General features: G+C 63.0%; 22 protein-coding genes. 7 read left to right on the forward strand and 15 right to left on the reverse strand.

Annotated features, from left to right (window positions below; translation table 11 throughout):
* Positions 1-3 precede the first annotated feature (3 nt).
* The 5 genes from DK391_RS00405 to DK391_RS00425 are packed head-to-tail and all read right to left on the reverse strand — an operon-like array spanning position 4 to position 5,229.
* Positions 4-855, reverse strand: a complete 852-nt coding sequence (locus tag DK391_RS00405) for a transporter substrate-binding domain-containing protein (RefSeq protein ID WP_109476003.1) — start codon at positions 853-855, stop codon at positions 4-6.
* The gene (locus DK391_RS00410; RefSeq protein WP_109476004.1) at positions 852-2,498 is read right to left on the reverse strand and encodes a rhodanese-like domain-containing protein; all 1,647 of its coding nucleotides are present in this window, start codon (positions 2,496-2,498) and stop codon (positions 852-854) included. Before DK391_RS00410 ends, DK391_RS00405 begins: the two co-directional genes overlap by 4 nt.
* A gap of 39 nt (positions 2,499-2,537) precedes the next feature.
* Positions 2,538-3,728, reverse strand: a complete 1,191-nt coding sequence (metC, locus tag DK391_RS00415; protein ID WP_109476005.1) for a cystathionine beta-lyase — start codon at positions 3,726-3,728, stop codon at positions 2,538-2,540.
* Entirely contained in the window at positions 3,728-4,360 is a 633-nt protein-coding gene (locus tag DK391_RS00420) for a cysteine dioxygenase family protein (RefSeq protein WP_109476006.1), read from the reverse strand. The genes metC and DK391_RS00420 overlap by 1 nt, the downstream gene beginning before the upstream one ends.
* 5 nt (positions 4,361-4,365) lie before the next feature.
* Positions 4,366-5,229 carry an amino acid ABC transporter ATP-binding protein gene (locus tag DK391_RS00425; RefSeq protein WP_275426806.1) on the reverse strand — a complete coding sequence of 288 codons (864 nt, stop codon included), beginning with the start codon at positions 5,227-5,229 and terminating at the stop codon, positions 4,366-4,368.
* Positions 5,230-5,559: 330 nt separating this feature from the next.
* Between DK391_RS00425 and DK391_RS00430 the strand changes: the two genes are divergently transcribed.
* Genes DK391_RS00430 through DK391_RS00440 form a run of 3 tightly spaced genes read left to right on the forward strand, consistent with a single transcriptional unit; the run spans position 5,560 to position 7,986 of the window.
* Positions 5,560-6,423, forward strand: a complete 864-nt coding sequence (locus DK391_RS00430; RefSeq protein WP_109476007.1) for a transporter substrate-binding domain-containing protein — start codon at positions 5,560-5,562, stop codon at positions 6,421-6,423.
* Positions 6,424-6,425: 2 nt separating this feature from the next.
* Positions 6,426-7,169, forward strand: coding sequence for an amino acid ABC transporter permease (locus DK391_RS00435; RefSeq protein ID WP_109476008.1), 744 nt, complete (start codon positions 6,426-6,428; stop codon positions 7,167-7,169).
* Positions 7,159-7,986 (forward strand): amino acid ABC transporter permease, encoded by an 828-nt coding sequence (locus tag DK391_RS00440; protein WP_109476009.1) that lies wholly within the window; start codon positions 7,159-7,161, stop codon positions 7,984-7,986. Before DK391_RS00435 ends, DK391_RS00440 begins: the two co-directional genes overlap by 11 nt.
* Here the strand turns inward: DK391_RS00440 and DK391_RS00445 are convergent.
* Genes DK391_RS00445 through DK391_RS00455 form a run of 3 tightly spaced genes read right to left on the reverse strand, consistent with a single transcriptional unit; the run spans position 7,949 to position 10,923 of the window.
* Positions 7,949-9,238: a Zn-dependent hydrolase gene (locus tag DK391_RS00445; RefSeq protein ID WP_109476010.1), complete on the reverse strand. Its 1,290-nt coding sequence runs from the start codon at positions 9,236-9,238 to the stop codon at positions 7,949-7,951. The two genes, DK391_RS00440 and DK391_RS00445, sit on opposite strands and share 38 nt — an antisense overlap.
* Positions 9,235-9,780, reverse strand: coding sequence for an L-2-amino-thiazoline-4-carboxylic acid hydrolase (locus tag DK391_RS00450; RefSeq protein WP_109476011.1), 546 nt, complete (start codon positions 9,778-9,780; stop codon positions 9,235-9,237). Before DK391_RS00450 ends, DK391_RS00445 begins: the two co-directional genes overlap by 4 nt.
* 6 nt (positions 9,781-9,786) lie before the next feature.
* On the reverse strand, positions 9,787-10,923 hold the full coding sequence (locus tag DK391_RS00455; RefSeq protein WP_239482653.1) for a branched-chain amino acid ABC transporter substrate-binding protein: 1,137 nt from the start codon (positions 10,921-10,923) through the stop codon (positions 9,787-9,789).
* 275 nt (positions 10,924-11,198) lie between these two features.
* Here DK391_RS00455 and DK391_RS00460 point away from each other — a divergent pair, with 275 nt between their 5' ends.
* Entirely contained in the window at positions 11,199-12,119 is a 921-nt protein-coding gene (locus DK391_RS00460; protein ID WP_109476013.1) for a LysR substrate-binding domain-containing protein, read from the forward strand.
* A 34-nt stretch (positions 12,120-12,153) separates the two neighbouring features.
* Here the strand turns inward: DK391_RS00460 and DK391_RS00465 are convergent, their stop codons facing one another.
* The 5 genes from DK391_RS00465 to DK391_RS00485 all read right to left on the reverse strand — a co-directional run bounded on the left by DK391_RS00465 (position 12,154) and on the right by DK391_RS00485 (position 17,562).
* On the reverse strand, positions 12,154-12,465 hold the full coding sequence (locus DK391_RS00465) for a hypothetical protein (protein WP_239482645.1): 312 nt from the start codon (positions 12,463-12,465) through the stop codon (positions 12,154-12,156).
* Between the two features lie 90 nt (positions 12,466-12,555).
* The gene (locus DK391_RS00470; RefSeq protein ID WP_109476014.1) at positions 12,556-13,626 is read right to left on the reverse strand and encodes a substrate-binding domain-containing protein; all 1,071 of its coding nucleotides are present in this window, start codon (positions 13,624-13,626) and stop codon (positions 12,556-12,558) included.
* 38 nt (positions 13,627-13,664) lie between these two features.
* The gene (locus DK391_RS00475) at positions 13,665-14,900 is read right to left on the reverse strand and encodes an SfnB family sulfur acquisition oxidoreductase (RefSeq protein WP_109476015.1); all 1,236 of its coding nucleotides are present in this window, start codon (positions 14,898-14,900) and stop codon (positions 13,665-13,667) included.
* A gap of 110 nt (positions 14,901-15,010) precedes the next feature.
* On the reverse strand, positions 15,011-16,066 hold the full coding sequence (locus DK391_RS00480; protein ID WP_109476016.1) for an ABC transporter permease: 1,056 nt from the start codon (positions 16,064-16,066) through the stop codon (positions 15,011-15,013).
* Complete coding sequence (locus tag DK391_RS00485; RefSeq protein ID WP_109476017.1) at positions 16,063-17,562, reverse strand: sugar ABC transporter ATP-binding protein; 1,500 nt, start codon at positions 17,560-17,562, stop codon at positions 16,063-16,065. Before DK391_RS00485 ends, DK391_RS00480 begins: the two co-directional genes overlap by 4 nt.
* Before the next feature lie 278 nt (positions 17,563-17,840).
* On the opposite strand from DK391_RS00485, the gene DK391_RS00490 reads away from it, so the two are divergent.
* From DK391_RS00490 to DK391_RS00500, 3 genes are read left to right on the forward strand one after another with little or no spacing between them, the layout of a single operon-like run.
* On the forward strand, positions 17,841-19,082 hold the full coding sequence (locus DK391_RS00490) for an acyl-CoA dehydrogenase family protein (protein WP_109476018.1): 1,242 nt from the start codon (positions 17,841-17,843) through the stop codon (positions 19,080-19,082).
* Between the two features lie 5 nt (positions 19,083-19,087).
* Positions 19,088-20,524: an LLM class flavin-dependent oxidoreductase gene (locus tag DK391_RS00495; protein ID WP_109476158.1), complete on the forward strand. Its 1,437-nt coding sequence runs from the start codon at positions 19,088-19,090 to the stop codon at positions 20,522-20,524.
* Positions 20,525-20,580: 56 nt separating this feature from the next.
* On the forward strand, positions 20,581-22,068 hold the full coding sequence (locus DK391_RS00500) for an APC family permease (RefSeq protein WP_109476019.1): 1,488 nt from the start codon (positions 20,581-20,583) through the stop codon (positions 22,066-22,068).
* Between the two features lie 79 nt (positions 22,069-22,147).
* Here DK391_RS00500 and DK391_RS00505 read toward each other — a convergent pair whose 3' ends face one another.
* Together DK391_RS00505 and DK391_RS00510 are read right to left on the reverse strand one after the other, a co-directional pair.
* Entirely contained in the window at positions 22,148-24,214 is a 2,067-nt protein-coding gene (locus tag DK391_RS00505) for a family 2A encapsulin nanocompartment cargo protein cysteine desulfurase (RefSeq protein WP_109476020.1), read from the reverse strand.
* Entirely contained in the window at positions 24,189-25,121 is a 933-nt protein-coding gene (locus DK391_RS00510; RefSeq protein ID WP_109476021.1) for a family 2A encapsulin nanocompartment shell protein, read from the reverse strand. Before DK391_RS00510 ends, DK391_RS00505 begins: the two co-directional genes overlap by 26 nt.
* Positions 25,122-25,135: the final 14 nt, after the last annotated feature.

Consider the following 25,135-nt stretch of genomic DNA (forward strand, 5'->3'; position numbering starts at 1 on the left):
GGTTCAGTTTTCCTTGTTGGACGCGTATTGCTGATGCCACTGCTGCAACTGTTGCGAAGGCGGCATGTGCCATTTGTTGCCTTCTTCGATCAGAAAGCCCGTGCGATGCCAGTCCTTGACGATCTTGTCGAACGCGACAACCGTGTCCGTCTGCCCCTTGCGAACCCAGATCACGGACGGCGACGGAATGAGCTGGCTGCGCATCGGCGATTCATAGTCTTTCCATTCGCCCGACGGATTCGCCAGACGCGCCTGAATGCCGGGCGTCACATGCACCGATGCGACACACGTGCCGCCACGCAGCGCCAGCAACGCCTCGGGCATGCCCTTGAAGGCCTTGACCTGCGCGCCGTACTGCTCGATCAGCGGCTTCGTGTAATTGCTGCCTTGTGAGACGCACACCGGCTTGTCGCGCAGATCGGCCCAGTCATGAATGCCGGAACCCTTGTGCACCATCGCGCTGCCGCCAATTTCCTCGAACGGCGTCGGCACGTAGCTGAGTATCTCGTCACGCTCTTTTGTGTACTGCATGCTGGCGATCAGCGCATCGACCTTGCCCTGCTGCAGGAACTGCACGCGGTTCGGCGGCGTCACTTCGATCGCTTCGAATTTCACGCCCAGATGACGCGCAAGGCTTTCGCCAAGCTCGACGTTGTAGCCAATCGGCTGGCGGGTTGCCGGATCGAGCGTGCCATAGGTGCCATCCAGCACCACGCCGACCACCAGCGTGCCGCGTTCCTTGATGCGATCGAGCGTGGCATCGGCATGTGCGGTGCCTGCTGCTGCGGCACAAGTCACGACAGCGGATAAAAACAGACTGGCGCGCAACGCGCGCTTCGACAAACTGAACATCATGAATGGGTCGATTCCGAAAGCGTGTCAGTAAGAGCGGGCTGCGTAGCGATTTTGAAATGTTGGAGTTCGTCGGCTGCACACTGGGCGATCAAACCCGTTTCCCATGAGAGATAGGCGCGCGCGGCATCGAGATTGCCTTCATGGCGATCGTGCACGAAGAACAGATAATCGATGCGCTCACTTTCGGGCGGTGTCTGAGGCGTGGCTTCCAGCGCGAAACCTGCCTGTTTGAAGGCCTCGATACCGCCTTCCACAACCGACACGTTCACGAACCCCGCATCGCGCAGATCAAGCGCGGCGAGCACGGCGAGTTCCGAAGCATCCGCGTACAGCACGATCCGCGCAGATTGATCGACACCAGCAAACGCATCAGGCAGTCTCGGCCGGATCGACCAGCGCGCGCCCTGAGGATGACCGTTTCGATAGGCCGCGCTAGCGCGCAAATCGATCAGATGCACGCCTTCCGCGCCACGCAATGCGCGCAGTCCGTTCACGTCGATGCGAGCTACGTCTGCGCCGTATGGTTCACTTGCAGGATTGCCTTCGCCTGGACGCAACGCTCGCGCGTGATGTTCCGCAATGAGCGCCACTTCAAAGCCGAGTTGCACGAGCCATGTCGCGATCACGGGCGCCCGCACCTGATCGTGGTCGACCAGCAACACGCGCGCACCGCGCACGCCGATGGTCTGATCGGTTGCCTGTAGCAGTTGACCGCCGGGGGCATGCACCGCGCCGGATACGCCATCGTGAGCGAATTCCGCGGCGCTGCGCACGTCGAGCAGATAGGTGGTGCGATCGGGCGCGTCGAGCCAGGCCTGCGCCGTGTGCGCATCGAGCGACGCCAGCTCGAAACGTTGTGTCAGTTCAGCCGCACGCTTGCGCGCATCGGCGATGGCGTGCTCGTCAACCGCATCCGGATAGCGCCGCGTGCTGCCGTGTTCGAGTTCGAGTCCGGCCAGCGCCCAGCCTTGCGTGCCATTTTCCAGCGCAATGACGCGATTGGGTACGCCGAGACTGCGCAGCAACTGCGCGCCGATGATGCTGCGCGTGCGGCCCGCGCAATGAATCACGATGGGCGTCTCGGGATCGGCAGCGAGCGCGCCGATCCGGTACGGCAGTTCGCCATTCGGGCAACTGATCGCGCCGGGAATGGTCATCTTCTTGTGCTCTTCGACAGTACGTCCATCGAGCAGCACAAGCGGCTCGCCGCTGGCTTGCCAACGGGCGAGTTCATCTGCCGACAGGTGCGGCGTACCCAACGCATGCTCGACCAGTTCACCGAAGGTCTTCGACGGCAGGTTGACGCCTTTGAAAAGCGTGTAGCCCGCCTCGGCCCATCCTCGCGCGCCGCCCTGCAGAACCGACACGCGCGTATAGCCCAGAGCATGCAAACGTGTCGCGGCGCGCCTGGCAATTGCATCGTTATCCGTGCCATCGTCGATCAGGACAACGCGCACGCTACGACGCGGCGCAAGCCGGCCGACATCGAGTTCGAGCCGGCTATATGGCAGCGGAATTGCAAAGAACGGATGGCCTTCACCAAATTCGCCGGCTTCGCGCACGTCGAATAGCGCAAGCTCCTGTTTGTCGTTCAACCATTCGCGCACCGTCGTCGCGGAAATCAGAGGGAAACTGTCTGTCATTCGGATTCGATCAGCAAATGAAATGGAGAAGGCGCGCGCTTATTGAAGGACGCGATGGAAGGCCTGCCTGAGGTCGGCGATCAGATCGGCGGGATCTTCGAGGCCGATATGGAGCCGCACCACGGGTTCATCGCCGCGCCAATAACTGTGTTCGCGCACGCGTGACGGCGGCGCAACCAGCGCGAGACTTTCGTAGCCACCCCACGACGCGCCAATGCCGAACAGACGCAAGGCATCGACGAATGCGCGGGCCCTGGTCTGATCCGCGTTGCGCAGCGCGAATGAAACGAGTCCATTGGCGCCCGCGAAATCCCGCCGCCAGAGCGCGTGACCCGGATCGTCGGGCAACGCGGGATGGAACACGCGCGAGATCGCCTTGCGTTCAGATTGCAGATATTGCGCGACCTCGAGTGCGTTGCGGCCATGCTGGGCGAGCCGCACGGCGAGCGTGCGGATGCCGCGCAGCGCCAGATAGGCGTCGTCTGCGCTCACACTCAGGCCGAGCGCGTCGTGCGTATCGCGGAGTTTGCTGGCAAGCGCGGGATTCGCAGTCGATACCGCACCCTGCATCAGATCGGAATGGCCGCCCAGATATTTCGTGATTGCCTGCACGGAGATGTCCGCGCCGAGCGCGAGCGGCCGATACAGCAGCCCTGCGCCCCACGTATTGTCCGCAGCCAGCACGATGCGATGTTCGCGTGCGAACGCCGCTAGCGCGGGCAGATCGATCACCTCATACAAAAACGACGAGGGCGACTCTGCATAGATGAGCCGCGTATTTGGCCTGACGCTCGCGGTGGGCACGCCATCGCCCGCACTGAAATAGCTGACGGACACACCCAGGCGCGTGAGCAACGGCTCCACGCGTTCGCGCACTGGACCATAAACACTGTCCTGCACCAGCACATGGTCGCCCGGCGACAGCAATGCGATAAAGACCAGTGACACCGCCGACAAGCCAGAAGGCGCAAGCAGCACTTCATCTGCGCCTTCGAGTTCGCCAATCGCGGCTTCCAGCGCGCGGTGCGTCGCCATGCCGTGCCGCCCGTAGGTACTGACAGGCTCGCCCGCTTCACGTCGATGATTAAGCTCGACGCGATCAGCGTCGCTCGCGAAACGCACGGTGCTCGTGCGCACAACGGGTACGTTGACAGGCGCGGCGCCTTGATCGAATGGCGGTGAGCCCGCGTGCACGACGCGGGTCAGAAGGTGATCGTCGGGTGCCGCCATCAGCCGACTGCCTGCGTCGCGCGCTGCATATGCGTCGCGTTATATCGCACGATCAGCCCTGTGTCGGTCTCGAAGCCGAGCCGTCCCGTCAGCGTTTCGAGCGGGCGGCCATACAGATGGAAATGCAGTGTCGGTTCCGCGCCGCCGACGTGAATGCTGTGAATATCGTCGGGAAGGAAGGCGATGGGCACGCCAGGCCGCACGACGATTTCCTGCGACAGTTCGATCTTCGCGTGGTCCGGGTCGCGACCATCGTCGGTGCGGCGATAGATTCGATTCAGTTCGGCACCATCGATCGCGGCGATCACCGCCCACGTGTCGTGGTTGTGCGGGATCGTCGTCTTGCCTGGCAGCAGTGAATTCAGATACAGCGCGAAACCGTCTTCGCCGGGATTGAGGCGATAACGCGTCGACGTATCGCCGCTATCGCGTTGCGGCGGCGGAAAATCGGCGGAGTCGAACAGCGCGCGATGCGTCGCGAGTTCGAGCAGACGCGCGCTGATTGCGGCGAGCGCTTCGCGCGTCACCCCTTTTTCTTCGATGATCGTGCGGGCATCGGCGAGCAGCGCCTGCACAGCGGACTTGCGTTGCGCTGCCACGTCTGTGACGGCTTCGTTGGTGGTTGTGCTCATGATCGTCAGATTGAGGTGTCGTGTGTGGTCGGCGTGTCTCGTTGATCACGCCGTCGCGCGCGGCCCGTACGGTCTTCGCCGCGGGCACGCTGCAAAAAGAGCCTGGTTCGTTCGTGAACAGGATCATGGAAGATCTGCCGCGCGCTGCCGTGCTCGACAATCACGCCGCCTTCCGTAAAAAACACTTCGTCGCTGATGTCCTCGGCGAAGCGCATCTCGTGCGTGACCAGCACACAGGTCTGGCCTTCGTCGGCCAGTTCGCCGATCACGTTCAGCACTTCGCCGACCGTCTCGGGATCGAGTGCCGATGTCACTTCGTCGAACAGGATCAGATCCGGCCGCATGGCGAGCGTGCGGGCAATCGCCACGCGTTGCTGCTGGCCGCCCGACAGTGCACCAGGGTAAGCCGTTGCCTTGTTGCCGAGCCGCACCTTGGCAAGCAGCGCATGCGCGTCACTCTCGGCTTCCGCGCGGCTGCGGCCGAGTACGCGCATCGGCGCAATGGTCAGGTTCTGCAGTACGCTCAGATGCGGAAAAAGGTTGTACTGCTGAAACACGAAGCCGATCCGCTTGCGTAAGGCGATGCGTTGGGCGTCGGTAGCTTGTGCGCGCACATCGATACCATCGACATGAATCTCGCCGCGTTGCGGCGACACGAGGCCATTGATGCAACGCAGAATGGTCGACTTGCCCGACCCTGACGGGCCGATGATCGACACGGCCTGACCGCGCTGTACCGACAGATCGATGCCGTTGAGCACGGACGTATTGCCGTATTGCAGATGCACATCGTGCAACGACAGCAGCGCATGACCGGCAGTGTGGGCGTTGGCGAGGGCAGCGTGTTCGTCGATAGCAATGCGGTTCATGCCGCCTCCACGGTTGGTTTGCGGGCCGGTTTCGATGGCGCGGTGCCGCGCGTCACATCCGATCAGTTGCGCACGCAGCAGCCGATCATTCTAGGAACGCAAAAGTCATTCACTAACCAACGAATCGGCGAAACCTTATGCGGCGATCTGCTATATGCACGAGAACAGCGCGACGGCATGTACAGACACGCTTTAACGTCTGTGTGCTTTGCTTAGCAGATTCATTTCGTTGGCCACGCATCGGGATTGGCATAGGGTATGCCGTCCAGCCTTGGCGTATTCACCGTGGTTCGCCTGAACGCCTCAGTCCTTTCATTTATCCGATCGCTCATGACCATCAGTAAAGCGGCTCATAACAAAAGATCCCTGGGTTTCCCGCTGCGCTTTGCGCTGCTTGCCACGCTCGCCGCAACGCTATGCACGCCGCGCGCTCATGCAGACCAGACGCTCGACAAAATCAATTCACGCCATGAAATCGCCGTTGGCGTGATGATTACGGGCAGTCCGTTCGGCTCGCTCGATCCGCAGACCCAGCAGCCACGCGGCATGAATGTCGACCTCGCGAATGACATCGGCAAGCGCCTCGGTGTGAAGGTTCAGCTCGTCTCTGTGCTGCCCTCGACGCGCGTTCAGTTCCTGCAGCAAGGCAAGGTCGATATCCTGATCGCGAATATGGAATACAACGCACAACGCGGCGAAATTCTCGATCACGTGCCGACGCCGTACTATCGCGTGGGCGGCACGGCGATCACGCCGAATTCGAGCGGTATCACCAGGTGGGAAGATCTGCGCGGCAAACCGGTTTGCATTTCGCAAGGCAGCAGCTATATCCGCCCCGTGGTCGAGAAATACGGCGCGATACCGCGCGCATTCCCCGGCGCGTCGCAATCGCTGCTCGCGCTGCGCGGCGGAAGCTGTATCGCAGCCGTGCACGACGCCGCACCGTTGCTTTATCCGTTACAGCAGCATGATCCCGAATGGCGTGATTACCGCACGCTGCAGCCGGAACTCGAACCGGCGCCTTCGGTGATCTGGGTGCGGCAAGGCGAAAAAGATACGGCAGCGAAGCTTGATGCCATCGTGCGTGACTGGCATCACACGGGCTGGCTCATCGAAGACGAAGCGAAAAACGGTCTGACGCCGCCGTCGCCCGCGCTCGCAGAGTGGCACAAGCAATTGCCCTCCGTGCAATAAACATGGCTTTCTCTTTACACTCGCTGGTCGATGCGGCGGCGCATGCGGGCTTCGACTATCGTTTTCTGTTCGACGCTTACGACCGCGTGCCCTTCATACAGGGCATCGTGGTGAGCATCGAACTGGTCATCGCGACGATGGTCGGCAGCGCGCTCGCGGGCTTGCTGCTGCTCATCGCGTTGCGCCACCGGAACGTGTGGATCGCCGCATCTGCGCGCGCCTACGTCGAACTCACGCGGAACACGCCAACACTGGTGCAACTCTATTGCGCGTTTCTGGTGCTGAACATGCTGATCACCCAGTGGCTGCGCGAGAGTCATATCGACAACCCGTTCAAGCCATTTTTCTGGGTCGTGCTGGTGCTGTCGCTGCATAAGGGTGCGTTTCATGCGGAGGCATTGCGCGCCGGATTCGATGCGTTGCCGGCGCAAACGCTCGAAGGGGCTGCGTCGCTGGGTTTCGACCGCGCCACGCGCTTCTGGCGCATCGAATTGCCGCTCGCGTTTCGCACGGCGTTACCCGCGCTGGTCAATAACTTCGTCGAACTGGTGAAAGCGACGGCGCTCGCGTCGGCGATTGCCGTCGGCGATATCACCTATCAGTCGATCATGATCTGGACGCAGCGCGACAACGTGCTCGCATTGATGGTCGTCATTCTGCTTTTCTTCGGCCTGCTCACGTGGCTGGTGAGCCGCGCAGGACGCTGGCTCGAACGACGTTTATGGATTCCCGGTTATGGCGCCTAGATCGGCTGCATCGTCTTTTCCTGTTGCAGAAAGCCGCCCCGCAAAGCGCGTACGCGGTCCCGCGCCTGGCGTCGCTGCGGCGCTCGGTGTGCTGGTTGCGGGTGCACTGCTATGGACCTTCGCGCCCGACTCCGGCGCACGGGGCGAAACGCTGGCGCGCTTTGTCGAGTGGGCGCCCGCGCTCGCGCATGGTTTTGCATTGAACGTGCTGATCAGCATCGGCGCGATTGCGATTGGCTCGGTCCTCGGCCTCGCGATCGGCGCGCTGGCACTCGCGCATTCGCTGCCGGGACGCATCGCCAGGCTATGGGTGCAGGCCTTCCGCAATGCGCCGTGGCTGGTGCTGGTCTATTTCACGACGTATGTGTTTCCGTTCGAGTTCACACTGTTCGGCACGACATTTCCGTTTCCGGACTGGCTGAAGGTGACCCTTGCGCTCGCGCTTCCCGCCAGCGCCAACATTGCCGAGGTGTTTCGCGGCGCGGTGGCGTCGATTCCGACTACCCAATGGGAAGCGGCCGGTTCACTCGCATTCTCGCGCGCGCAGATCCTGTTGCATATCGTCTTGCCGCAGTGCATCCGGCGCATGCTGCCGCCGTGGATGAACGTCTACGCGATCATCACGATGGGCACCGCGTTGTCGTCGCTGGTCGGCATTCACGATCTGATCGACACGGCGCAGGTCGCAAGCAGCACGGTAGCGCGATCGAGCTTTACCGTGCTGAGCTATCTGGCGACGCTGGTGATTTTCTTCGCTTACTGCTATCCGATTTCGCTGCTTACGCGTTGGCTGGAGAGGCGGTTGGGGAATGGGTAGCGGTTCGGTCGCTGTCGCGTTCGCCGGCGGAATGCAACATGGCATGCAGCAGTACGTTCGCACCCGCCTCGGCCCATTCCTGCGTAATCGCCTCGGTTTCGTTGTGACTCACGCCGCCAATGCAGGGAATGAAGATCATGCCCGTCGGCGCGACGCGCGCAGCATAGATTGCGTCGTGTCCGGCGCCTGAGATCATGTCCAGATGCGACAGGCGCAGATGGTTCGCGGCGCTGCGTACGGTCTCGATACACGCCGGCGCAAACGGCACAGGTGCGCAGTCGAATATCTGGTCGAGCGTGTAAGTGAGGCCACGTGCGTGCGCAACGTCTGCCGTCTGCTTGCGAAGCGCGGCGTCCATCTGCTCGAGCACCTGCGCATCGGGATGCCGGAACTCGACCGTCAGAAAACATTCGCCCGGCACCGTGTTGCGCGAGTTGGGACGCGATTCGATCATGCCGACGGTGGCGCGGCCATCCGGCGCGTGGCGGCGCCCCAGCCCATCGACGAAATCGATCAGCCGGGCCGCGCCGACCAGCGCGTCGCGGCGCAGGTCCATGGGCGTGGTGCCGGCATGCGCATCGGCGCCGCGCAGCGTGATTTCATACCAGCGCTGTCCCTGACCTCCCGACACCACGCCGATGGTTTTGCCCGCACGCTCGAGGATCGCGCCCTGCTCGATGTGCAATTCGTACAGTGCATGCACGTCGAAGCCGCCAACCGGTTCGGCGCCGTCGTAGCCAATTTCCGTGAGGGCTTCGCCGATGGTCACGCCTGCCGCGTCGGTGCGCGACAGACCATAGTCGAGCGGATACACGCCCGCGAACACACCCGAGGCGATCATGGCCGGCGCGAAGCGAGAGCCCTCCTCGTTGGTCCAGAGCACGACATCGATCGAACGCTCGGTTACGACATCTGCGTCTTCCAGCGTACGCACCACTTCGAGCGCGCCGAGCACGCCATAGATGCCGTCGTAGCGGCCGCCATTCGGCTGCGTGTCGGCGTGTGAGCCGCTCAGGACAGGCGCGAGCGAAGGATTGCGCCCGGCGCGACGGGCAAAGATGTTGCCCATCCGGTCGACACGCACGGTGCAGCCCGCTTCTTGCGCCCACCGCACGAACAGATCGCGCGATTCGCGGTCGAGCTGCGTCAGCGCAAGCCGCCGCACACCGCCTTTTTCCGTTGCGCCAATCTGGGCCATGCGCTCCAGCGAGTCCCACAGGCGAGCCGCATTGACGCGGAGATCAGCTGTCATTGCGATGTGTCCTTGCCTTGCTGGTCCACATGCGAAGGCCCGGATGCCTCGCCTGCCAACCGATAACGAAAATCGCAACGTTTGCCGCCTTGCATGATCGTGCTCGTCCGCTCGAGCTTGACGCGCGCATCGTAGCCCTCGATAAACAGGCTGTCGCGCGCACAGCTCAGCAGATGGCCGATCTCGCCCAGCCCCATCGCGTGATACATCTCGGCATAGCGGCAGCGCTTTACGTCGTAGTCGTAGTGCGCGTCGTCGGCGCGCAGCACCTCGACCTGCAGCGCATCGTCCTTTTCCCACAACGTCTGCAGCGCGATGAACGATGCGATGCTGGTGCCTTCCGGCTCGCGCTGCGCGAACTGCTCGCCCGCCTGCACAGCGGCGCCGCTGACGGCTTCCGCGATCACGGCCTGAGCACGCTCGATACCGAAGTCGCGCTTCAGGATGGCGTAGATCGGCTTGATAATTTCCGCCTCGATGCGCCGCCGCGCCAATATGCCGAGGTTGTCGATCGCATCGTGTTCAGGCGTGCGCGTGCTCATAGCCGTTTACTCCTTTGCAGTCTGCGTGGCCGACGCATTGGCTGACGCATGGTTCGAACCGCCCAGCACGTCCACCACATCCCAGCTTCCGCCCTTGACCTTGTAGATCGTGTAGGCGGGATCCTTGAGATTGCCCTCGGCATCGAAAGCAATTGTCCCCGTAATGCCCGGACGCTGGATGGCATGCAGTGCCGCGACCAGCCGCTTCGGATCGGTCGAGCCGGTTTGTTCGATCGCCGCAATCAGCGTGGCGGCAGCGTCATATGCGAACGGCGCATGCAGTTCGATGGGCGCGTGATAACGCGCGCGGTATTGCGTATCGAACTGTTTTCCGCCGGGCATGCGTTCGAGCGGGCGTCCCGGTTCCAGCGCGGTAACGCCCTCGCCTTGCGAGCCCGCGAGCTTCAGGAAGGTCTGGCTGACGAAACCGCCGCCGCCCAGCAGGGTCGCCTGTATCTGCAACTGCCGCATGCGTCGGACGATGGGTGCCGCCTCGCTGTCGATACCGCCAAGAAAGACGAGGTCCGCGTGCTGCGCCTTGATCGCCGTGAGCACTGCACTGTAGTCGACCGTCTTGTCGGTCACGTACTGGTGCGTGACGATGGTGCCGCCGTTGCTCTCCACGCCTTTGATGAACTGGTTCGCGAGTCCGGCGCCGAACGACGTCTGATCGTCGATCACGGCAATGCGTTTCGCCTTCAGCGTTTTCACCGCGTACGCACCCGTGTACGCGCCGCTGCCGTCGTCGTGCCCCATGATCCGGAACGCCGTGTCGAAGCCCTGCTGTGTGTACGCGTGACCGGTGGACGCGGGCGCGATTTGCGGAATCCCTGCATCGTGGTAGACACGCGATGCGGGCACGCTGCAGCCTGTATTCCAATGCCCCACTACGCCGGCTACATGCTGGTCGACCAGTTGCTGCGCGACGCTGACGGCCGTACGCGGGTCCGACTGGTCATCCACGGATACGAGCTTGAACACGACCGGCTTGCCGTCGATGGTGGGGTGCGTGCTGTTGGCGTCATCGACGGCGAGCCGCGCACCGTTTTCCAGATCCTTGCCGATGCGCGCCGACGGCCCGGTCAGCGGACCGGCTACGCCGATCAGCACGGTTTGCGGTGTCTGCGCGTGAGCGTAGCCCATCCCGGCCAGTAACGCGGAAATTGCCACGAGGGCGCAATGCAGAGGCTTGTGTCTGTTCATGATCGAGGACCGTAGTTGTGTGGGCGCGGCCGTCACTTCGGCAGTGAGTCACCGCGAGTCATAAGATGAGAAACATTAAAGAGAAGCGCCCTCTGGCCGCAAAGCAGCAAAATGCAGATGGATATTTCCACACGGCATTTGGCACTTATCTCTTTGTTTTTAAGTATGTTTCTTAATTTCCACTCATACCTCCACATACGCCTATAATTTGATACATGAAAAAAATTCGGCATTCGGCGAGCGATCCACCGTTGCGTGCGGTGCGCACCTTCGAAGCGTTTGCACGCCTGGGCTCGGTTGCAGAGGCTGCACGTGAGCTCGGCGTCACACCTTCGGCAGTCAGCCACCAGTTGCAATTGCTCGAGACCTTCGTAACCACTGCGCTGACGGTGCGCGACGGTCGCGCACTCTCGTTGACCGACGAAGGCCGCGACTACTACCGCTCCATCAGTACTGCTTTTGCCGTGTTGCGCAGCGCGACGGGTTTCGTGCGCGAACGCTCGACGCGCCGGCAGATCACCGTGAGTCTGATTCCGCTGTTTGGGATGGGATGGTTCATTCCGCGCCTGCACGACTTTCTGGAAGGGAACGACGACGTGGACGTCACGGTGCTGTATGCGAACCATCGCTACTATCGCAGCGATGCCGCCGATCTCTCGATCCGCTTCGGCACGGGCGACTGGACGGGCTATGAGAGCACGCGCCTGCTGTCGGGTGCGGTCGTGCCCGTGTGCACGCCGCGCTTCCTGCGGCGTCACGGTCCATTCAAACGCCCTGCCGATCTGGCCAGCGTCCCGCTCGTCCACGACGAAGACCGCAGCACGTGGGCTCACTGGCTGCAAAGCGCGGGGGTGAAGCATGTTGCGCGGACGGAAGGCCCGCTGTTCGAGGATGGACAGTTGACCTTGAATGCGGCGCTCGCCGATCTCGGCGCCGCGCTGCTGCGGGCACCGCTGATTGAACGCGAGCTGGCGTCAGGCCAGTTGGTGAGGCTGTTCGAGCACGAACTCGACGATGGGCGGCACTACTATCTTTGCGTGCGGGCAGGCACGGAACTGCCGGATGGGGCGCAACGACTGGCGCAATGGATCGTGGACACGTTGACGAAGAAGCATGGCGGCAGGGCCGCCGCATGAGATGCAGCGGCCCTGCTGTGCCAATGCGTGCCCGCTACGACGCCACGATGCTCACTGCGCGCCCGTCTCGCGCCGTATTTGCAGCGTCCTCGCTGAGGCTCACCTGCGTCGCGACAGTAACATGCACGATTTCGCATGGCGGCTTCGGCATCGGCTCGTCGTAGGCAAAGGCGGTGGCGCAACGCATCGCAAACGCCAGCGCCGATCGACGGTTGGCGAAGTAGCCCAGATCGCCCAGCGAAGTGGCTTCGCCATCTTCCTCGAGACTCGACACGCGTGACACGAACAGCCGGCCTCGTTTCGCCGCCGACGTCTGGACGGCTTTCCCACGGTGATAAAACAGCATGAGCTCTCCCGGGTTGCGCGCCGCCTTCGTTTTGCAGCGGTTCGAAGTGACGCTTCGACAAATGCCAGCCTGTGTCACGCTCCTCGCGGCTTACTGCGCAGCAGGAATCCACGCTGCCGTGGCTGCATCGCTCGAACGGAACGCGGGGAATTTCGCGCCGAGATCCGCAATCGTCTTGATGTCGTTCTTCACCAGATCGTCGCGCGTGATCAGCGTGGGCTTCACCACGATGTGATGTCCCGGGTCCTGCCCTGCCACCAGCAAGGCCGCCGCGCGCACCGATACGGCGCCGACCACGGCAGGATTGGTCGCCGCTGGCGCCACCCACGCGCTACCGGGCGCGCGGATCGCTTCGATATCGGCGGTCGAAATGTCCGCGCTGTAGATGCGCAGCTTCGACGACAGTTTCGCTTCGTCGGCGGCCAGCTTGGCGCCGCGCGCGAACTCGTCGTACGGCGCGAACACGACGCGAATCTCTGGATGCGCGCGATATGCCGCCGACGCCTGATTCGCCACCGACTGCGCGATCGGGCTATCGACGGTGCCCCAACGCGCTTTCTCCTGCACGTTCGGATGGGCGCGCTTGAAGTCGCGCCACACGGCGTCACGCCGGTCGAGCGGCGCAAAGCCCGCGACATACACGTACCCGGCCGCGAACGTATCGCCGTTATCCTTCACAGCCTGGTCGAGCAGCAGCGACGCGAGATCGTGATCGCTCTGCTCGATTTGCGGCACCTTGGGATTGGCCAGATCGACGTCGAACGCGACGACCTTGATGCCCTTGTCCAGCGCGCGCTGCACGACGTCCTTGAGCGACTCCGGCAAGCCGTGATTGACGATGATGGCCGACACGCCCAGGCTGATGGCCTGCTGGATCTGCTCTCGCTGCTCCGACGCATCCTGACGGCCCTCGTAGATGCGCAGGTCGACGCCCAGCGCCTTGGCCTGCTTTTGCGCGCCTGCTTCGTAGGCCTGGAAGAAGTCACCCGTCGACAGATAGTTGACGAGCGCAATCCGCACACCGCCCTTGTCGAACGGCGCCGGCGCGCCTTTGAGCGGCTCGGCCTGCGCGGAGACGGCGGAAAGCACGGCAGCCGAGCACAACGTCAGCGCGCCGAGCGCACGCACCCAGACCGAGCGGCTTTGAAACAGCGATTTCATCGAAAGTCCCCTTGTGTGATGCCTGATAACCGGCAGCGTCAGTTCCATGCGTGACGTGCCGGCTTCACGCCGTTCAGATAGTAGTTGCCGACGAGGTGATACTTCCATCGGACGGGATCGTGCAGCGTATGCGTGCGCGCGTTGCGCCAGTGGCGATCGAAATTGTGTTCGCTCAATGTCGACTGGGTCCCGGCGAGTTCGAAAAGCTTTTCGCCTGCCAGCAGCGCGATTTCGGTCGTCAATACTTTTGCCTCGCCGACGGCCACCGAGGCGCGCGCGACATCGTCTTCCGTAGTGGCGCCCCTGGCCGAGAGTTCGTCGATCACGCGTGCCGCGCGTTCGAGCAGCGCTTCGGCGGCATGCAACTGGACATGCAGGCGGCCGATTTCGCGCAGCGTGAGCGGGTCTTCGCTAGCCTTGTCGACACCGCTGTCTACCCAAGGGCGCGTGCGCGTGCGCACGAATTCCAGCGTATCGGCAATCGCGCCTTTCGCGATGCCGGCATCGATGGCAGCCTGAATGATCTGCGACACCGGGCCGTTGAGCGTCGGCTCGTCCGATACGCGCTGCGCGGGCAGCACGTGCGAAGCCGGCACGCGTACGTCTTCCAGCGTGACCGTACCGCTGGCCGTCGTACGCTGGCCGAAGCCGGACCAGTCGTCGATGACTTCGAGACCCGCTGTGCCCTTCGGGATATACGCGAGCCATGCCTTGCGTGCTTCATCGAGGCCGAGCACGGGCACGAAGTGCGCGAACAGTGCGCCTGTCGAATAGAACTTCGTGCCATCGATCACATAGTCGTCACCATCGCGCCGCACCGTGGTCCTGAGATCGAGCACGTTCTTCGTGCCTTTCTCGGAGAAGCCATTGCCGAAGCGCTTGCCCGCCAGAATTTCCGCAAAGAAATGGCGCTTTTGTTCTTCGGTGCCCGTCAACGCGATCACATCGACCAGGCCGAAATGATTCTGCGGCAACTGGCCAAGCGAAGGATCGGCAGCAGAGACGATCTTGATGACCTCAGTCAGCGTGACGAACGACACACCCGCGCCGCCATATGCCTTCGGCACCGTGATGGCCCACAGGCCCGACTGCGAGAACCACTCGATTTCTTCACGCGGCAGACGGCGTTCGCGATCGCGTTCGGACGCGCCCACAGCGACGCGCCGCGCCAGTTCATGCGCGACGGCAATGGCTTGTGCATCGTCGGCGATCACGCGCACCGCGCGCGCATTCGCGTCCACCTGCTGTTGATCTGCTACGTCCGTGTCGGCCATGAATGTCTCCCTTTGATGACTATCGGCACAATCTAGCAACGCTCGTCACAAACACAAACTGAGCGATTTGAAAATGGATATGACGTCGTATTGCAGATGGTTTTCTCGTCTCACGCGCGTGCGCCCGAACGCGACCCGACGCTGAATGTGAAAGCCAGTGCGAACACGAGCAGCACGCCCTTGATGAAGTCCTGCATGTAGTAAGGCGCGTTCAGCATCGTCAGGCCGTTGAGCAGCACGCCGACGAACACAGCGCCCACCACCGTGCCGAGCACGTTGGGCCGCTTCGCGCCCCACACGGCGTAACCCACCAGCGCCGCCGCAACGGCGTCAAGCAGCAACGAATGCCCCGCACTCACATCGCCGCGGCCAACGCGCGCCGCGATCAGCACGCCGCCCAACGCAGCAATCGTCGATGACGCGACATAGGCGGCGATGCGATAGCGGGCCGTCGGCGCACCGGCGAGGCGCGCGGCCGTTTCGTTGCCGCCGATCGCATAGATCACCCGCCCCCAGCGCGTCGCTTCCATCACGAAGCACGCCACTGCCGTCAACGCGACCAGCAGCAGAACGGGCAACGGCACGATGTCGAACAGACGCGAGCGCCCCAGCGCGAGAAACAGATCAGGAAAGCTGCCCGTCGCTTCCGTGCCGTCGGGCAGCACAGTGCCCGTTGCAAGCGAACGCCCGCCTGTCGGAATCAGTTGCAGACCCGCCAGCAGGAATAGCGTGCCGAGCGTGGCACGCTGGTCGGGCACGCGCAGACGTGTGATCAGCAAACCATTGAACAGGCCCGCGACCACGCCGAGTGCCAGACAGGCCAGCACGGCGCTCCACGCTCCGCCATGCCATACGATCAGCACATAGCTCGCCGCCATCTGCGCCGTTGCCGCGACGCTGCCTACCGAAAGATCGAAGCCGCCTGCCGCCAGCGTGATCGTCACGCCGATGCCCAGCAGCGCAACGATCGAAACGGCCTGCAGAATGCTCAGCAGGTTGTCGACGTTCAGAAAGGCTGGCTCGCGCACCGCGAACACGACGATCAGCACCGCCAGCACCAGCAGGATGCCCGTGCGTTCCAGGTGCTCGCGCAGACTGTTCGAGCGCGGGCGCGCTGTCGATTGGGTAGGGACGTTTGTCGTCACAGGCGGGGTGGTCGATTTCATGAATGAGTGAGAGCAACTGATGAAAAAGAATCGGCGGGTGCCGCGCGTTCGAGTGTCGTGCCGCGATCGAAATGCACGACACGATCGGCGATTTCGAATGCCTCTTCGAGATCGCTGACGAACACCAGCGTGGCGCGCCCTGCCGCACGCTTGCGCAGCAGCGCGACGATGTCGGCGCGCGCGCCCGCATCGACACCCTGAAACGGTTCGTCGAGCAGCAACAGCTTCGACGGTTCCGTGTGCCAGCGCGCGAGCACGACCTTTTGCTGATTGCCGCCCGACAGACGCGACAGCCGGTCATCCGGTCCTGTGCAGCGCACGCCGAATGCAGGAATCGCGTCGCGAGCCGCCGAACGCTCCGTCTCGCGGTGTACAAAGCCACCTCTATGCCAGCGCGACAGAAACGGAAAACTGAGCGTGCCCGCAATCGACGCGAACGGCACGCTGTCGGGAAACAGCGACGAACGCCAGCGGTCTTCTCCCGCGAGGTAGACACCCGCGCGAATTGCATCAGCGGGAGAGCGTGGACGCCACGGCTTGCCGAGCAACTGCATGTCACCTTGCACGGCGCGCGTTTCGCCAAAGATGACGCGTGCGAGACGCGATTTGCCGCCACCGACGGGGCCCGCAATTGCCACGATCTCCCCTTCTTCCAGGTCGAGATCGAAAGGTATCGAGGCAGGCGTCAGCCTGAGATCACGTACGCTGAACAACACGTTGCCGGATGTGCCGCTTTCACGCGACGCAGCGCGATCGGCGGGCAGTGCATGGCCGATCATCGTTTCTACCGCGGCGTCGAAATCGATGGGCGGACGCAGGTCTGCCACGATGCGGCCATCGCGCATGACGGTCACGCGGTCCGCGATGCGGCGCAAGTCGCCCAGCCGGTGCGACACCAGCAAGATCGCCGCGCCATCGGCGCGCAAACGCTCGATCAACGCGAAAAGCCGCTCTGCTTCGGGCGCAGAAAGACTGGCCGTAGGTTCATCGAGAATCAGCAGCGACGGATTGCCCGCCAACGCACGCGCCAGCGTGACAAGTTGCTGCGCTGCCAGTGACAGTGTGTGCAACGGCGCAGACAGGTCCGCATCCAGACCAACGCGCTGCGCAAGTGGCCGCGCGGCATCGACGCGTGCCGCCGGCGTCATGCGCCATGCGGACGCGCCGTCGCAAAGTTTGTCCAGCAGCAGGTTATCCGCAATGGATAAGGTCGGCACGACGGCATCGGCGATGCTTTGATGCACGGTCGCAACGCCAAGCCGTTTGGCGTGCTGCGGCGACGAAGGCGCGAAGGGCTCGCCGCGCAATGACAGCGCACCGCTATCCGCTCCGTAGACACCGCTAATTATCTTGACGAGCGTCGATTTGCCCGCGCCGTTTGCGCCCATCAACGCCACCACTTCTCCCGCACGAATGTCGAGATCGAGATGGGTCAGCGCAGTCGTCGCGCCGAATCGCTTCGTGATGGAGACGGCCTTCAGGACAGGCTGATTCATTGCAGAGTGGATCGCTTTTCGATGCATGACCTTTCATGCTAGACAAACTCATCCATGCCGCAAACGAATCGCTCTTCATATGCTTAGTATTCTGAATCGATTGATCGCGGCTTCTGTCCTGGCAGTCATACCGCCGCTATCGTCGACATAAGTCGCCATACGGATAACGATCTGCCAATCCGTTATTTACGGGCGGCAAGCGGTGATTTTTATACTCATCTGAGTCCAGCGCCCAATGCGCGCCGTGGGCTTCGTTACCGCTATTGCAAAGGATCTGCATGACCTCATCGCACGCCGCCGAACTCTCCATCGGAACCGACTACGAATCACTCGCCAATCGCTTTCGTCCCATCTTCGCGCGCATCGCCGAAGGTGCTGCACAGCGCGACCGTTCACGCGAATTGCCGCATGAAGCGATTGGCTGGCTCAAGGACGCGGGCTTCGGCGCGGTGCGGATACCTGTTGCGCATGGCGGTGCCGGTGCATCGCTGCCGCAACTGTTTCGTCTTCTGATCGAACTCGCCGCGGCCGATTCGAACCTGCCGCAGGCGTTGCGCGCACACTTCGCTTTCGTCGAAGACTGGCTGAATGTGCCGCCGGGGAATGAACGCAATACATGGTTCGACCGCTTCGTGAGCGGACAACTGGTGGGCAGCGCGTGGTCCGAAGTGGGCGACGTCGCCGTCGGCACGCTCGCGACGAAAGTATCCAGACGCGATGGCCAGTTCGTGGTGAATGGCTCGAAGTACTACAGCACGGGCAGCATCTTCGCGGAATGGATCGACGTGCTCGCGAAACGCGAGGAAGACGGCGCCGATGTGATCGCCGCCGTCAGCACGAACCAGCCCGGCGTGACACGCAAGGACGACTGGGACGGCTTCGGCCAGACAACCACGGGAAGCGGCACGACGGTATTCGACAATGCCGCCGTCGATGCGCACAACATCATCGCGTTCGAGCGGCGCTTCAGGTATCAGACCGCGTTCTATCAGCTGGTGCATGTCGCGACACTGGCGGGCATCGGCGCGGCCATCACGCGCGACGTCGGCACGCTGGTGCGGCAGCGCAAGCGTATCTACAGCCACGGCAACGCGCCGCACGTGAGCGAAGATGCGCAGATCCAGCAGGTGGCGGGCGAAATCGCTTCGTGGGCTTATGCAGCACAGGCGCTGACCGCGCAGGCGGCGCAGCCTTTGCAACGCGCGTACGAAGCCCGCTTTTCCGACGATGCCGAAGCGGAGCATCGCGCCAACGTCGATGCCGAAATCGAATCGGCGCAGAGCCAGCTCGTCGTGTCGGACCTCGTGTTGCGCGCGGCGACGCATCTGTTCGATGCGCTCGGTGCATCGGCGATCAGCACCACGCAGGCGCTCGATCGTCACTGGCGCAACGCGCGCACCGTGTCGTCGCACAACCCGCTCGTCTACAAGGCGCGCATCGTCGGCGACTGGGTGATAAACGGCAAGGAGCCGCCGTTTATCTGGAGCATCGGCAACGGCCCCGGCCGAGGGAGCAAGTGAGCGTCATGACCAAACCCATTCGCTTCAACGCATTCGAGATGAATTGCGTCGGTCATCAGTCGCCGGGTTTGTGGGCGCATCCGCGCGACCGCTCGTGGCAATACAAGGATCTCGAATACTGGACCGATCTCGCGAAGGTACTGGAGAAAGGCATTTTCGACGGCATCTTCATCGCCGACGTCATTGGCTATTACGACGTCTATCAAGGCAACAACTATCACGCGCTGCATCAGGCCGCGCAGATTCCCGTCAACGATCCTTTGCAACTCGCCGCACCGATTGCGATGGTCACCGAACACCTTGGCATCGGCATCACGGCATCGACGAGTTTCGAGCATCCGTATACGTTCGCCCGCCGCCTCTCGACCGCCGATCATCACACCAAGGGACGGCTCGCGTGGAATATCGTCACCTCGTATCTGGAGAGCGGCGCGAAGAACATCAGCGAAGGCGGATTGCGCGATCACAGCAACCGCTATGAAGTCGCGACGGAATACGTCGAAGTCCTGTACAAGCTGCTGGAAGGAAGCTGGGAAGACGGCGCCGTCGTGCGCGACCGCGAGAAGCGCGTGTTCACGCATCCGGAGAAGGTCCATGAAATCGGCCACAAGGGCAAGTACTTCGACGTGCCCGGCTACCACCTCTGCGAGCCTTCGCCGCAGCGCACGCCGGTGCTCTTCCAGGCGGGCGCGTCGGGTCCGGGCAAGGCATTCGCTGCGCAGCACGCCGAATGCGTGTTCGTCGCCGCGCCGACTCCGACCATCCTGAAAAACTACGTGAGCGATGTGCGCCGCCAGGCCGCGGAAGCGGGACGCGATGCGGACAAGCTGCTGATCTACAACCTCGTCACCGTGATCGTCGATGAAACCGACGCGAAGGCGCAGGCGAAGTTCGAAGAATACAAGCGCTATGTGTCGTATGACGGCTCGCTCGTGTTCATGTCGGGATGGACGGGGATCGACTTCGGCCAGTATGCGCCCACCGATCTCGTGAGACGAGTCGAAACCAACGCCATCGTCTCGGCGGTCGAGCATCTGGCGGGCGGCGACAAGGCATGGACCATCGAAGAACTCGCGATCTGGGGCGGTGTCGGCGGCATGGGCCCTGTGTTTGTCGGCTCAGCGTCGACGGTGGCGGACATCCTGCAGCAATGGGTCGAAGCAACGGGCGTCGATGGATTCAACCTTGCGTATGCGATCGCGCACGAAACGTTCGAAGACGTCGTGCATTACCTCGTGCCCGAGTTGCAGCGGCGCGGCGTCTATCCGACTGCCTACGCGCCTGGCACGCTGCGCGAGAAGCTGTTTGGCGGCGGCGCGCGCCTGCCCGAGACGCATCCTGCTAAACGCTTTCGCGATATCGAACGCGTCAAGCGCGAGTCGCAACCGGCGCAGGCCGCCGCGAGCGATCTTGCCCATGCCGAAGCCGAAACGGTGAGATAAGCGCTTCCCGGCCGTTCATTCATCCAGCTTTTCATATTTCTGGAGCACCTCTACAGATGAGTCACATTACCGTCGATACGCACGGCGGCGGCACTCTGCGCCGCGGCTATCTGTCCTTGTCGGAACTGATCGCGCAATCGATCGGTCTGGTCGGTGCGGCGGGCGGCGCCGGCCTGCTCGTGCCCGCTGTCTTCGCCACGGCCGGCAACGGCACATGGCTGGCCTATCTGTTCGCGACCGTGGGCCTGCTGTTCGCGTCATGGAGCATCACGCAATTCGCCAGGCGTACCGCTTCGCCGGGCGCGCTGTACACCTATGCCGCACGCGGCATCGGCCCGATCTGGGGCGTGGTGGCAGGCTGGTCGCTGCTGATCGCCTACTCGATCGGCGCGGCTGGCATTCTGCAAGGCACCGTCAACGAGACAGTGGTCCTGCTGAAAGACGTCGGGGTGCTGGGAACCGCGGGCGCATGGCTGCCCGTTTCGGTGGCGCTCACGGCGATCATCGCGCTGGCGGCGTGGTTCATCACGTATCGCGACATCCGCCTGTCCACGCGCACCACGCTGTGGATCGAACTGACGACAGTCGCACTGATTCTGCTCGTGATCGTCGTGGCACTGTTTGCGAAGCATCGCTGGGCGGACAGCAGCCAGTTGACGCTCGACGGCGTGAAGCCCGATCAGTTGCGCCTCGGCATGGTGCTGGCGTTTTTCAGCTTCACCGGTTTCGAAAGCGTGACGGCGCTCGGACTCGAAGCGAAAGAACCGTTCCGGCTGATTCCGCGTGCGGTCATCGTCAGTATTCTCGGGCCGGCTGCGCTGTTTCTCGTGACGTCGTACGGTCTCGTCGCGCTGTTTCATGGCGATGCGACGCCGCTCGATCAGGTCAGCGCGCCACTGTCGTCGGTCGCGCACGGCATCGGCTTTGGCGCGGTGGGTATTCTGATCGACGTGGGCGTCGCGTTGAGCTTCTTCGCGGCGTTCTTTTCGTCGATCAATGCTGCCGCGCGCCTGCTCTACACGTTTGCACGTCAAGGCCTGTTGCATGCGGCGACAGGCCGTGCCCACGCGGGCAACGCGACACCTCACGTCGCCGTTACGCTCGTCGCGCTGTTCTCGCTGGTCACGGGTCTTGCGTTTCAGTTCGCAGGCACGTCGCTCTTCGATTCATACGGCTATCTCAGCACAATCGCCACCTTCGGCTTTCTGCTGACGTACGTGATCGTGGCGATCGCGGCACCGCTGTTCCTGCGCAAACGCGGCGAACTGAAACCGCTGCATATCGCAATCACGGTGATCGCCGTCGTGCTGATCGGGATTCCGTTTGCCGGCAGCGTCTATCCGGCTGCGCCGGGCGCGTATGCGATCCTGCCGTATGTGTTCGCTGCACTGCTGCTGGCGGGACTTGGATGGTTTGTCGCGCTGCGCGTGTTCGCGCCGCATCGTTTGCGCGAGATCGAAGCGGAACTGGCGGGTAATGAAGACGACGCGTCTGTCTCTTCGCAGACCGGGCGTGTGCCTGACGCGTCTCTTCGCGATGCATAAAAAGTCATGGCGCCGTAAGGCGCCATGACTGTCTGCTTGCTGCGGGTAATAACGGTCAACGCATCGCGGAAGCGCCGCGTCAGGTCCGCCGTGAGGCAAGCCGTTGAACCACCGACACCATCGTATCGACCTCATCGCAGGTGTTGTAGAACGCCAGCGATGGACGCACGGTAGCCTCCAGCCCGAAGCGGCGCAAGATGGGCTGTGCGCAATGATGCCCGGCGCGCACGGCGATACCTTCCTGGCTCAACGCCTGGCCGACCTCTTCCGTCGAATAGCCCTTCAGCACGAACGACAGCACGCTCGCCTTGTCCTGTGCCGTGCCGATCAGGCGCACGCCAGGCACGGGCGCCAGCACGCTCGTCGCATACGCGAGCAGATCGTGCTCATAACGCGCGATGTTTTCGATGCCGATGCGCGTCACGTATTCGAGCGCTGCCGCGAGACCCACTGCGTCCGCGATATTGCCCGTGCCCGCTTCGAAACGCGAAGGCGGCGGCTGGAATACCGTGCGCTCGAACGTCACGTCCGAGATCATGTTGCCGCCGCCCTGCCATGGCGGCATGTCCTCGAGTAGCGCCCGCTTGCCGTAGACCACGCCGATGCCCGTTGGGCCAAAAATCTTGTGGCCCGAGAACACGAAAAAGTCGGCATCGAGCGCCTGCACGTCGACACGCATGTGCGACACCGACTGCGCGCCGTCCACCAGCGCCTTCGCACCGACGCGATGCGCCATATCGACGATCTCGGCGACCGGCACCACTGTGCCGAGCGCATTCGATACCTGCGTGACAGAGACGATTTTCGTACGGTCGTTGAGCAGCTTGCGGTATTTGTCGAGCAGCACCTGACCTGAGTCATCGACAGGAATCACGCGCAGTTTCGCGCCCTTTTGCGACGCGAGCTGCTGCCACGGCACGATATTCGCGTGATGTTCCAGATGCGACACGACGATCTCATCGCCCTCGCCGACGTTCTGATCGCCCCACGACTTCGCGATCAGATTGATCGCCTCGGTCGTGCCGCGCACGAACACGATCTCTTCCGGCGACGCCGCGCCGATGAAACGCTGCACGGTTTCGCGTGCATGTTCATAAGCATCCGTGGCGCGGCCCGCGAGCGTATGGGCTGCGCGATGGATGTTCGAGTTCTCGTGCTCGTAGAAATACGACAGCCGGTCGATCACCGGGCGCGGCTTTTGCGTGGTCGCTGCGTTGTCGAACCAGATCAGCTGCCGGCCGTTGACGCGTTCCTGCAGGATGGGGAAATCACGACGAATGGCGTTGACATCGAACGGGGGGTGACCTGCCGGAACCGCGCTCGAACTCGCGTGCGGACCACTGCGTGCCTGCGCGCCTTCGGCATAGTAAGGCGTGCCGCCGCGCGGAAGCTCATAGGGATCGGCAGCGGGTGCGAAGCGATGGATCGACAGCAGTTCGCGCAGTTCGTCTTCACCCGGCAACCCGAACGACGTAGGGGCGGCCGCGCCGTGCTGCGGCAAGGTGAAGTCTTCAGCGGGACGCGACCAGCCACGGCCGGGAGTGTCCATGAAATAGAACGGCGAAACGCCTGCCGAAGGCGCCGCAGCCTGTGACGAAGCCGCCGCCCCACGCGTCCCACTGCCCGCCGATAAAGGCGCACCGCTCTGCACAGGTGGCACACCCAGCGCCGCCCCACCTGCGCGCGGCTCGAGTGCCGGTGCTATGGTCGCGAGATTGTCGGGCAGGCCGTTTTGCGCCGCGGCATGCGGCGCGAGCGCGGGCGCTCGGTTGCCGAGCGAGAGGATATGCGTCGGCGAACCTGGCAACAGGTTGGCGCCCGGCGCCTTGCCCTGCGGCACCGAAAGTCCCGGCACGCCGGTCCCGGTGCCACCCGGTCCCGCGAGCGGCGAACCAGCCGGCGCGGGATTGCTGACGGAGGACAGGATAGGCGCCGCGGCCGGCAACGCCGAAGGCAGGCCGCCTACCGCGCCACTGCCCGCTGCGACATCCGGCACGGCAGCGCCGCCCGGCAACGCGCTGAAGAACTCCGTCGCGAGCCGCGCAAGCTGTGCCGGATCGGGCAGCCCTGCGGGCAACACAGGCACCTGCACGTCGGGCAACGGGCTTGCGCCCACTGGACTAGCGATAGGTGTCTGCATAGTCATGGTATTTGCCGATCTCCACGTCGTCGAGGACTGCCAGCGCATCGGGCGAATGAACCGCGAGCGAGCAATACAGCGAGATCAGATACGAGGCGATCGCCTGATTGTTGATGCCCATGAAACGCACCGACAACCCCGGTCCCTGTTCGCCCGCGACGCCAGGCTGGTAAAGACCCACCACGCCCTGACGCTTGTCGCCGACACGCAGCAACAGAACCTTGGTCTTGCCGTCGGCAACGGGCACCTTGTCCGACGGAATCAGCGGAATGCCGCGCCACGTGATGAACTGCGAGCCGAACAGGCTCACGGTCGGCGGCGGCACGCCACGGCGCGTGCACTCGCGTCCGAATGCTGCAATCGCCAGCGGATGCGTCAGGAAGAAGGCAGGCTCTTTCCATACCTTCGTGAGCAGTTCATCGAAATCGTCGGGTGTCGGCGCGCCCGTCAGCGGAAACACGCGCTGTTCTTCATCGACGTTAGCCAGCAGCCCATAATCGGGATTGTTGATGAGCTGGCTTTCCTGCACTTCCTTGATCGTCTCGATGGTCAGGCGCAGCTGTTCCTTGATCTGATCGTGCGGGCTGCTATAGAGATCGGAGATACGCGTGTGGACGTCGAGCACCGTGCTGACAGCATTAAGGAAGTACTCACGTGGATGCTCTTCGTACGGCACGTAAGTCGTGGGAAGCGTGCTTTCGTCTTCCCGTGCGGTGCAGAGCGCCTGCACGGCTTCCGGGTCTTTCACGCGATTGAGCCGGTAGATGCCCGCCTCGACAGGCACCCACTGCAACAGATGGGTCAGCCAGCGCGGCGTGATGGTCGCAAGCTGGGGAACGGTTTTGGTGGCATTGGCTAGTTGCCGTGCTGCGTTATCGCCGAGCGCGGTCTGGCCGCTCGCTAACGTCGACATACGAAGGCTCCAGG

Origin of the sequence: Paraburkholderia sp. C35 (genome assembly GCF_003121405.1) — a bacterium.
GTDB lineage: Bacteria > Pseudomonadota > Gammaproteobacteria > Burkholderiales > Burkholderiaceae > Paraburkholderia.